At 45.7% G+C, this 10702-nt stretch carries 10 protein-coding genes and 1 pseudogene; 8 read left to right on the forward strand and 3 right to left on the reverse strand.

What is annotated here, in order from left to right; all coding sequences use genetic code 11:
- The first annotated feature begins 1 nt into the window (after nucleotide 1).
- The 5 genes from RAC86_RS02435 (at nucleotide 2) to niaP (ending at nucleotide 5523) form a co-directional block, all read left to right on the forward strand.
- The gene (locus tag RAC86_RS02435; protein WP_014112561.1) at nucleotides 2-580 is read left to right on the forward strand and encodes a TerD family protein; all 579 of its coding nucleotides are present in this window, start codon (nucleotides 2-4) and stop codon (nucleotides 578-580) included.
- 51 nt (nucleotides 581-631) lie between these two features.
- On the forward strand, nucleotides 632-1405 hold the full coding sequence (locus RAC86_RS02440; protein ID WP_014112562.1) for a TerC family protein: 774 nt from the start codon (nucleotides 632-634) through the stop codon (nucleotides 1403-1405).
- A gap of 83 nt (nucleotides 1406-1488) precedes the next feature.
- A complete protein-coding gene (locus RAC86_RS02445; RefSeq protein ID WP_072565701.1) occupies nucleotides 1489-3102 on the forward strand; it encodes a YceG family protein in 1614 nt (537 codons plus the stop codon).
- A gap of 15 nt (nucleotides 3103-3117) precedes the next feature.
- On the forward strand, nucleotides 3118-4209 hold the full coding sequence (locus RAC86_RS02450; RefSeq protein ID WP_014112564.1) for a toxic anion resistance protein: 1092 nt from the start codon (nucleotides 3118-3120) through the stop codon (nucleotides 4207-4209).
- Nucleotides 4210-4320: 111 nt separating this feature from the next.
- A complete protein-coding gene (gene niaP, locus RAC86_RS02455; RefSeq protein ID WP_014112565.1) occupies nucleotides 4321-5523 on the forward strand; it encodes a niacin permease NiaP in 1203 nt (400 codons plus the stop codon).
- Nucleotides 5524-5553: 30 nt separating this feature from the next.
- Here niaP and RAC86_RS02460 read toward each other — a convergent pair.
- A pseudogene (locus RAC86_RS02460) lies at nucleotides 5554-5763 on the reverse strand (MFS transporter); the annotation flags it as partial.
- Nucleotides 5764-5798: 35 nt separating this feature from the next.
- Nucleotides 5799-6095: an ArsR/SmtB family transcription factor gene (locus tag RAC86_RS02465; RefSeq protein WP_072565702.1), complete on the reverse strand. Its 297-nt coding sequence runs from the start codon at nucleotides 6093-6095 to the stop codon at nucleotides 5799-5801.
- A 287-nt stretch (nucleotides 6096-6382) separates the two neighbouring features.
- On the opposite strand from RAC86_RS02465, the gene opuAA reads away from it, so the two are divergent.
- The 3 genes from opuAA to opuAC are packed head-to-tail and all read left to right on the forward strand — an operon-like array spanning nucleotide 6383 to nucleotide 9370.
- Nucleotides 6383-7639: a glycine/proline betaine ABC transporter ATP-binding protein OpuAA gene (opuAA, locus tag RAC86_RS02470; RefSeq protein WP_072565703.1), complete on the forward strand. Its 1257-nt coding sequence runs from the start codon at nucleotides 6383-6385 to the stop codon at nucleotides 7637-7639.
- A 1-nt stretch (nucleotide 7640) separates the two neighbouring features.
- Nucleotides 7641-8489, forward strand: a complete 849-nt coding sequence (gene opuAB / locus RAC86_RS02475) for a glycine/proline betaine ABC transporter permease subunit OpuAB (RefSeq protein ID WP_024715530.1) — start codon at nucleotides 7641-7643, stop codon at nucleotides 8487-8489.
- Entirely contained in the window at nucleotides 8489-9370 is an 882-nt protein-coding gene (gene opuAC / locus RAC86_RS02480) for a glycine/proline betaine ABC transporter substrate-binding protein OpuAC (RefSeq protein WP_014112570.1), read from the forward strand. The genes opuAB and opuAC overlap by 1 nt, the downstream gene beginning before the upstream one ends.
- Before the next feature lie 37 nt (nucleotides 9371-9407).
- Here the strand turns inward: opuAC and RAC86_RS02485 are convergent, their stop codons facing one another.
- Nucleotides 9408-10559, reverse strand: coding sequence for a M20 peptidase aminoacylase family protein (locus RAC86_RS02485; RefSeq protein ID WP_072565704.1), 1152 nt, complete (start codon nucleotides 10557-10559; stop codon nucleotides 9408-9410).
- Between the last annotated feature and the right edge of the window lie 143 nt (nucleotides 10560-10702).

The raw sequence follows: 10702 nt of genomic DNA on the forward strand, positions 1-10702 counted from the left end.
TATGGCCATTCAATTATCAAAAGGACAGCGCATTGATTTAACAAAAACAAATCCGGGACTCGCAAAAGCGGTGATCGGCTTAGGCTGGGATACAAACAAGTACTCCGGCGGACACGATTTTGACCTGGATGCTTCAGCCTTTTTAGTTGATGCGCATGATAACTGCGTGAATGATCTCGATTTCGTCTTCTATAATAACCTTGAACATCCGAGCGGCGGTGTCATCCATACGGGTGACAACCGCACGGGTGAGGGTGACGGAGATGATGAGCAGATTATCGTTGATTTCTCAAAGATCCCTGCTCACATTGAGAAAATCGGCATCACAGTGACCATTCACGACGCTGAAGCACGCAGCCAAAACTTTGGACAAGTTTCCAATGCGTTTGTGCGTGTTGTGGACGAAGAGACGCAGAATGAGCTTCTTCGCTTCGACTTGGGAGAAGATTTCTCCATTGAAACAGCTGTTGTCGTTTGTGAGCTTTACAGACACGGCGGCGAATGGAAATTCAATGCGATCGGCAGCGGTTTTTCCGGCGGGCTGGCTGCATTGTGCCGGAACTACGGTTTGCAAGTGTAAGCGAGTGACAAATAGAGAAGTCACCGTTTCAAATTAATAGGAGGAAAAAACTTGGACTTTTTACATCATATCATGTCTACGTATGCTTCATTTTTCGATTGGAAAATGTGGGGGGAAGTGCTTTCTGATCCTGTTTCATGGGGTCTGATCGGTTCCCTTGTTGTTCTGGAAGGCCTTTTATCGGCCGATAACGCGCTTGTTCTTGCGGTGATGGTCAAACACCTGCCGGAAAAACAGCGGAAAAAAGCGTTAACGTATGGTTTGTTTGGAGCTTATATTTTTAGGTTTATTTTCATCGGGCTCGGTATGCTCCTCATTAAGTTTTGGTGGATCAAGGTGCTTGGCGCGCTTTACTTGGCTTGGCTCGTCATTAAGCACTTCTGGATTGGCGAAAAAGAAGAGGACACAGACGGCATGAAGAAAAATTCTTGGATGGTCCGCACGTTCGGTATCTTCTGGGCGACTGTTATTTCAGTCGAATTAATGGACCTTGCCTTCTCTGTGGACAGCATCCTTGCCGCATTTGCGGTATCTGAAAAAGTATGGGTGCTTCTGATCGGCGGTATGCTTGGTATTCTAATGATGCGTACAGTGGCAAAAGTATTCCTTGTGCTGATTGATAAAATTCCTGAGCTGGAAAACACAGCATTCGTGTTAATCGGAATTATCGCTCTGAAAATGGCAGCGAGCGCTTTCCATTACGAAATGCCGCACTCTGTATTCTTCATTATCATTATTGCTGCATTTGCGGTAACATTCATCATTCACTACATCAACAAACAAAAGCAGGTGCGCGAACAAACAGCCGCTTCAAAAGAAGAATAAAACAAAACAAGGAGGGAGGTTCAATGTCCTTCCTTTTTTGTTACAGAAATATCGTGCAATGACAAACCGGAAAGGAGGATATGATGAGACAAGAAGAACTAACCATTCATAAAGCACTTCCGGCTGATGGGAATTGGAAAGACCTGCTGTTTCAGCCATTGCCCGAGCGGGATCACTATGAAACAGAACAAGGCATTTCTTTTTCTCGTCTTGCCGGGCAGATATTAGGCACGCCTATTGATGAAACGGACTACTATAACGAGCTGTATGAGCTGTCTATAAACGATCGCATTACCATTCTGAGTGAAACGCTTGATAAAACAATCGAGCCGGAGACTTTTCAAAAGCTCCAGCATATTCATTTTATCAATCAGAAAGAAAAAGGGCTGTCAGTCAGCCGCTTTGTTGCCTTTCTGGATGGGGAAAAACTGATTGCGAAGCACTCGAATCCCTTGATGCACCGCCATTTAAGAAAAGCGCTGATGACGCTTTTACATACCTTTGCAGATAATCATGAGCAGGGGCTGAATCATCCTGATTTTCGCAGAGTGCTGCTTGATGTCTCGAAGTTTTCGTTGAATCACCTGAATCCTTGGCTGGAAAAAACCGATATAGAGCGGGAGATGCCAAAGGTAGTTTGGTATGGAGACGCGACGAAAAGCCAGCTCTATTTCTTATATTATCTCATGTTAGTCGGCTGCGATGTTCTGCTGTTCCATCCGGCGGGAAACGATCAGCTGGCGCTTGTCGATCCGAAGCAGGAGCTCAATTTTACGGAAAAGCTTCCGGATGTTTCGGAGCTTCAGCCGTTTCCGAAAGAAAAACCGGACCGGAAATCAACAGTCGCCTACCGCTCAACAAAGGAATTTGAACATGTGCTGAATCACGAGGAGTCCATGCTGTACAAGCCATGGCAATTCAGAGATCACACACCGGTGTCTGTTACGCTCAAAACGACCTATGATGAATTGTTTTTAATCACGAAAGAGCGCGCCTTTATTCGCCCGAATTTCAAAGCTGATAAACATTCCATCGAGATTCCCAATGTATTCGCCAAAATTATGGGCGTGTCAAAAGACAATAAAGAATATTGGAACAGGCTTCATACATTAGCAGATTATCAGGAAACAGAAATGGTAAGAAGCTTTCCGTTTACAGAAGAAATAAAATCGAACTATCAATTTCATTACAGCCACGCGCTTGACCACGAAGGGAACATTGATCCGGACAAGCTGATGGCAAGCAATGTGTGGCAGTACAAGCAGCTTCCGGCGGGCGTTCAGACTGCCATTGCCAAAACGATTTCGAGAATGTGCAGGCACCCGCGGCTTAAGGCTTTGCATCAGGAACAAGTCAAGGATGTTCAAATCTACTTGTTTAAACAAACAACAAACCTGCCTGCTAATCTGCTGAAATTGATTCAAATGTTCGACTATGCGCAAACGGTTCCGAAACTCGTTTTATATCATACAGAAATGAGCGGCGGACTCACGCGTTCGGATGCTGCTTCCCTGCTGTTCCTGAATGAAATCGGAATCGACATCATCATTTATAACCCTCCCGGCCATCAAGATATTGAGCAGTTTATTGAAGAGGATCAGTATGATATCCACTGGCTGGACGACATGGTGTTTCAGCAGGACTATAAGGAGCCTTCGATTGTCAGAAGGCTGTTCAGAACGATTACCCAAAAGTAAGGAGAGAAGAAAAGCATGACAACAGAAAATCAAAACCCGCTTGTTCTCGATAAAAACGAAGAAATATCCCAGCAAAAAGCTGACGATATCCGTCTCCAGCTCCGTCAGGAACCAGAGGTAAAGCGGCTTGCGCAACAAATTGACGTCAAAAACCAAATGGAGCTGCTTGAGTACGGCAAGGAGCCAGCCGTTGAAATTTCCAAGTTCTCTGACCGCATCTTGGGGATGATGAAAACAACAAGCGTGACAGACTCCGGCACAATGCTGACTCAGCTTGGGAAAATCATGGACCGCTTCGATAAAAATGATTTTGATGAGCCAAAGGGATTGATGGCGAAAATTTTCAAACGCGGCGGCAGCATGATTGAAAAAATCTTTAAAAAGTATCAGACGCTCGGCGGAGAGATTGAAAAAATCAATGTTGAGATTTCGAAATACAAAGATGAGATGACGAAGACGAACTACACGCTCGATGAAATGTATGAAAACAACATCAAATATTATATGGAGCTTGAAAAATACGTCGTTGCCGGACAAATGAAGCTGGAAGAGATGCAGTCGATCCTTCCTTCATATGAAGAAAAAGCGGCAAGCGGAAATCAGCTGGCGCAAATGCAGCTCGATACACTGCGCAACGGCATTCAGGCGCTTGAGGAACGGGTGTATGATCTGGATATGGCGCGGATGGTGGCTCTTCAAACGGCACCTCAAATCCGTCTCTTGCAGCGCGGAAATGCAAAGCTGATCGGGAAAATCAACTCCGCGTTCATCATCACCATTCCGATTTTCAAAAACGGCATTATTCAGGCCGTTACCGTGAAACGCCAAAAGCTTGTGGCTGACTCCATGAGCGAGCTTGATCGCCGGACAAATGAGATGCTGAGACGAAATGCTGAAAATATCTCGAGCCAAAGTGTTGAAATTGCCAGAATGGCCGGCAGACCAAGCATAGATATTGAAACGATCGAATCGTCTTGGAACACGATCGTAAGCGGCATGCAGGAAACAAAACAAATCGAAGAAGAAAACAAACGCCTCCGTGAAGACGGCGCAAGACGAATTGCCCAGCTGCAGGAAAATATTAAAAAAGCAGCATTGCAGCAATAAAAAACCCCCGCTTAGCGGGGGTTTTTCTTTTACATCATTTAGTTAATGACAATGTGTAAAGACAGGTGTAAACTTAAACGGTAATCATTTTGCATATCAGAGGTGTTGGCAATGGGAAAACAACAGCCTATATCCCAGCGAAAACTGCTGGGTGTCGCCGGTTTGGGGTGGCTGTTTGATGCAATGGATGTCGGAATATTATCGTTTATTATCGCCGCGCTCCATGTGGAGTGGAATCTGTCGCCCGAAGAAATGAAATGGATCGGAAGCGTCAATTCCATCGGCATGGCTGTGGGTGCGTTTTTGTTTGGTCTGCTGGCTGATCGAATCGGCCGCAAAAAAGTGTTTATCATTACCCTTTTGTGCTTTTCGATCGGAAGCGGCATTTCCGCTTTTGTGACGAGCTTATCGGCATTCCTCATTCTGCGTTTCGTCATCGGGATGGGACTTGGCGGCGAGCTTCCAGTCGCTTCAACACTTGTTTCGGAAGCGGTTGTGCCTGAAAAGCGGGGCAGAGTGATTGTGCTTTTAGAAAGCTTTTGGGCTGTAGGCTGGCTCGTAGCGGCACTGATTTCTTACTTTGTGATACCGAACTTCGGCTGGCAGGCTGCCCTGCTGTTAACTGCGCTGACTGCTTTTTACGCTTTGTACTTGCGGACGAGTCTGCCTGATTCGCCGAAATATGAGTCGCTTTCTGCCAAAAAGAAATCGGTGTGGGAGAATGTAAAAAGCGTCTGGGCAAGACAGTATATACGGCCGACAGTCATGCTATCGATCGTTTGGTTCTGCGTGGTGTTTTCTTATTATGGCATGTTCCTATGGCTGCCGAGTGTCATGCTGCTGAAAGGCTTCAGTATGATTCAAAGCTTTGAGTATGTCCTGCTGATGACACTTGCTCAGCTTCCGGGCTATTTTTCTGCTGCGTGGCTGATCGAAAAAGCCGGCCGAAAGTGGATACTCGTCATTTACCTGATAGGTACAGCAGGAAGCGCCTATTTCTTCGGAACGGCGGATTCCTTAGGCCTTCTGCTTACGGCTGGAATGCTGTTATCGTTTTTCAATCTTGGCGCGTGGGGTGTTCTGTATGCCTATACACCGGAGCAATACCCGACAGCGATTCGCGCAACAGGTTCAGGAACAACAGCAGCGTTTGGAAGAATCGGCGGCATCTTCGGGCCGCTGCTCGTCGGAACGCTGGCAGCCCGTCATATTTCGTTTTCGGTCATCTTCTCGATCTTTTGCATTGCAATCTTACTCGCGGTTGTTTGTATATTGATTATGGGAAAAGAAACGAAACAAACTGAACTTGAATAGGAAAAGCACCTCTTGAATGAGGTGCTTCTTTTACATTTGTGCTCGGGCTGTAGATCGGCGTTTCCCGGTTTTACTGATTGTCTGGTAGAGTGCCATGGACAGTATGAACAGAATGGCAGTAAATCCTGTGACGGCTCCGAAATGCTGTGAGTTTTGATATAAAAAGCCTGCAACACATGTGCCGACAGTGGTTCCTGCATACATAGCGGCATTGGAAAGGGGAGCGATGGTTCCTCGCGCGATATGAAACAGATATGTATAGAGAAAACCCTTTGTTAGAGGGTTTCCAAAAAGCCAGGCAGGTATGTTTGAAATGTGTCTTCACGCAGGCTGACATATTTTGTCCGCGAATCTTTCCGGGTTGCCGTCAACCCTGCTTCACGCAGCGTTTTAAAATGATAAGATGCTGTGGTTTTGACAATATTGCACTTTTCACCTACTTCACCGCAGCTGAGTTCTTTTCCGCTGTAATAAAGCGTACGAATCATAGCAAGCCTCGATTCATCAGACAGTGCTTTACATATTTGGGCTCTGATTTGATCATCTAATAGTTTCGTAGTCATGAAACTCATAATTGGAGTCGGTATAACAACTTATTTTCCAGTAAAGGAGCAGGAAGTCATAAAAGAAAGAAGGATTCCAGTCTAGTAAAAGCGTTTTCAACTAAGGAAGGGATAAATATTACCTGTAAAATACAATCATAAAGGAGGATTACAGAGCATTTAGAAGCATAAATAAGATCATGTGGCTACATGGATGTTTATAAAGAAATGGTACAGAATAAAAGAGTATATGCTGTTTGTGTGGAATGTTACATAAGTGTTACGGTTATAAGGATTGTTTAATATGGAGGGAAAATATGAGTGTAGATGAGAAACCAATTAAGATAAAAGTCGAGAAAGTATCTAAAATTTTTGGGAAACAAACAAAGAAAGCAGTTCAAATGCTTGCCAACGGAAAGACAAAAAAAGAGATCCTGAAAGCGACCGGATCAACCGTTGGGGTAAATCAAGCAGATTTTGATGTATATGATGGTGAGATATTTGTCATCATGGGTCTATCAGGGAGCGGTAAATCAACTTTAGTACGGCTGTTAAACCGGCTTATTGAACCGACTGCCGGAAATATTTACATTGATGGTGACATGATAACAAATATGTCTAAAGACCAGCTCCGGGAAGTCCGCCGGAAGAAAATCAGCATGGTCTTCCAAAAGTTCGCTCTGTTCCCGCACAGAACGATACTTGAAAACACAGAATACGGGCTGGAGCTTCAAGGTGTAGACAAACAAGAGCGTCAGCAAAAAGCGCTTGAGTCCCTTAAGCTTGTCGGCCTTGAAGGATTTGAACAGCAATATCCTGACCAGCTTTCCGGCGGGATGCAGCAGCGTGTCGGCCTTGCCCGCGCGTTGACGAATAACCCGGACATCCTTCTCATGGACGAAGCGTTCAGTGCGCTCGATCCTTTGATTCGGAAAGATATGCAGGATGAGCTTCTTGATCTTCACGAAAATGTCGGAAAAACGATTATCTTCATTACGCATGACCTTGACGAAGCATTGCGCATTGGTGACAGAATCGCCTTGATGAAGGATGGTAACATCGTTCAGATCGGCACACCGGAGGAAATCCTTATGAGTCCATCTAACGAATATGTTGAGAAATTCGTTGAGGATGTTGATTTATCTAAAGTCCTCACAGCAGGACACATTATGAAACGCGCTGAAACAGTGCGGATTGATAAAGGGCCTCGTGTGGCATTAACATTGATGAAAAACCTAGGGATTTCGTCTATTTACGCAGTCGATAAACAAAAGCAATTGTTAGGTGTCATCCACGCGGCTGATGCGAAAAAAGCGGCTGAGTCTGATTTATCACTTCAAGATATCTTAAATACAGAATTCACGACTGTACCAGAGAATACGTATCTGACAGAGATTTTTGACGTTGTTTCTGATGCGAATATTCCAATTGCGGTTGTAGATGAGAAGCAGAGAATGAAAGGGATTGTCGTAAAAGGCGCGTTGATTGGCGCACTTGCCGGCAATAACGATTACATTAATGTCGAAGTCACTGATGAACAAACACAAGATCCTTCTGTACGGGAGGTGAAGTAAGATGGATAGACTGCCTAGAATACCTTTAGCAGATATCATTGACCGTTTTGTTGACTGGATTACAATAACGTTTGGCGGATTCTTCGACGGAATCGCAAACGGATTGGCCGCTTTTGTAAATGGAATTGTCAGCGGACTTGGATTTATCCCATCTATTTTGTTAACGATTATTTTCGCCGCACTTGCATGGTGGATCAGTACGAGGGGAATTGCGTTATTTACATTGATTGGATTCCTCCTGATCGATTATTTAGGATATTGGGACCCAATGCTGCAAACATTGGCGCTTGTTTTGACATCTGTGATTATTTCGATTGTGGTCGGGGTTCCGATCGGAATTTGGGCGTCCCAGAAAGAAACGGTTCGCCGTATTGTAACGCCTATTCTTGATTTAATGCAGACAATGCCTGCTTTCGTATATCTATTGCCGGCGATTTTCTTCTTCAACATCGGTGTTGTGCCGGGTGTTGTTGCATCTGTTATCTTCGCGATGCCGCCGACAATCCGCATGACTGTTCTCGGTATTAAACAAGTGCCGGCGGATCTGATTGAAGCGACTGAAGCGTTCGGTTCTACAACAGCTCAGCGTTTGTTTAAAGTTCAGCTTCCGCTTGCGACAAAAACCATTCTGGCAGGAATCAACCAAAGCATCATGCTTGCGTTATCAATGGTTGTTATCGCCGCAATGGTCGGTGCACCGGGACTTGGTTCTGAAGTATACAGCGCCGTTACACAGCTGAAAACCGGGGTCGGCGTAGAGGCTGGTATCGCCATCGTTATCGTTGCCATTACGCTGGACCGTATTACTCAAAATATTAAAGTGAAGAAGAAAAGCAGGGGGAATGCCTGATGCTTAAAAAAATCATCGGTATCGGTGTTTCCGCCATGCTGGCGCTCTCACTTGCGGCTTGCGGTTCAGAAAGCGATGAAAATGCAACCGCGGCTGAACAGGTGAATAAGACCATCATCGGGATTGACCCCGGTTCAGGGATTATGGCCCTGACCGACAAAGCGATGAAGGATTATGACTTGAATGACTGGACGTTGATTTCGGCGTCAAGCGCCGCGATGACTGCAACGCTTAAAAAGTCATACGACCGTAAGAAACCGATTATCATTACAGGATGGACACCGCACTGGATGTTCTCCAGATATAAGCTGAAATATCTCGATGATCCGAAACAATCTTATGGCAGCGCAGAGGAAATCCATACGATCACACGCAAAGGCTTCAGTAAAGAACAGCCGAATGCCGCTAAGCTTCTGAGCCAGTTTAAATGGACGCAAGACGACATGGGCGAAGTCATGATCAAGGTGGAAGAAGGCGAGAAACCTGCCAAAGCCGCTACTGAGTATGTGAAGAAACACAAAGATCAGATTGCGGAGTGGACGAAAGGCGTTCAAAAGGTGAAGGGAGACAAAATCAACCTTGCCTATGTGGCGTGGGACAGTGAGATTGCAAGTACAAACGTGGTTGGCAAAGTCTTAGAAGACTTGGGCTATGACGTGACGTATACTCAGGTAGAAGCTGGTCCGATGTGGACCGCGATTGCGACGGGAAGCGCGGATGCATCCCTTTCCGCATGGCTGCCGAATACCCATAAAGCATACGCCGCAAAATACAAAGGCAAATATGACGATATAGGCGCCAGTATGACTGGCGTGAAGATGGGTCTTGTTGTGCCTCAATATATGAAAAACGTCAACTCAATTGAAGATTTGAAGAAGTAATGAAGAAAGCAGCCTGTAGCCAGGCTGCTTTTTTGTGTTAAGAAGCATTAGCAGAAGCTAGTGATTCCGCCTTTTGAAAGGTTTTTAATACGGCGTTTGCCAAAATGTGAATGCCATTGAACATCGCGTTTCTGTCAAAGGTCATGTGGGGATGATGGAGTCCTGGCTGTAGTCCGCATCCCAGTCCAAGCATAGTTGTTTTGAGGTTCGGCACTTTTACGGCGTAAAAATGAAAATCCTCACCGCCGGTTGTGACAAGCGGTTCATCAAGCTGCTCAGCCCCGATGATTTCTGTAATGGCTTCTGCCATGATCGCTTCAGCTTCTTTGTTTTGTGTTGCCGCAGGAAGGCTGTGCTCCTTTTGCAGCTCGATCTTCGCGCCGAATGCCGCGGCAGCCGCTTCACAAGCTCTTTCTGTTTCGGCGATTAACGTCTCCATGGCTTCATTGGTCTGAGCGCGCAAATCAAGGCTGAACGACGCTTTTCCCGGAATGATGTTAGAGCTTTCTCCGCCGGCTTGAAGTTTTGTCATTTTGACGGTATGCGGGATTTGCGGGTCAATATGAATGAGTCCGAGCTTATGTACGAGAAATGCCGCAATTTCAATGCTGTTTTTCCCGAGATGCGGGCGGGCGCCATGGGCTTCCTCTCCGATTATCGTTCCCTCAATATGCTGGCTTGATCCGTGCAGAATAGATGGGGCACAACGCCCGTTCTGTGTCTCCTGAATCGGACGGACGTGAACGCCGTACAAATAGTCGACATCATCAAGCACGCCTTCTTCTATCATTTTCAAGGCGCCGCCGCCTTTTTCCTCAGCCGGCTGAAAGATAAAACGGATCGTGCCCTTCGGAAGCTCAGGCTGTTTTTTCAGCAGCATTAACGTGCCCAGCGCCATTGTCATATGTGAATCGTGTCCGCAGGAATGGTTGGCGCAGAATGTGCCGTTGACCTCCTGCCATAGCGCATCAATGTCAGCGCGAACGGCTACAACCGGCGAGCCCGAACCGATCTCGCCGACAACCCCGGTGCAGTCTGAAAAAGTGCGCGTCCGGCATCCTAAATCCTCAAGCTTTTGTTTGAGAAATGCAGTTGTCTCATATTCCTTCCAGCTGACTTCAGGGTTCGCGTGCAGATGTTCGAAGATATCTATAACAGTTTGTTTCATGTCTTCGGAAAGTTTTTGCATGGGAAGAAGTACCTCCTTCTATTAAAATGAATTTTACCTTCTTTACTTCATTTATATTGAAACAGGAAGATAGGCTGTATATAATATAGCACATATTGCTACTTTTCAGAATAATTAATTTTTTCAACCAGAGGGGAGGAACC

This window comes from Bacillus sp. LR_5, assembly GCF_042709275.1.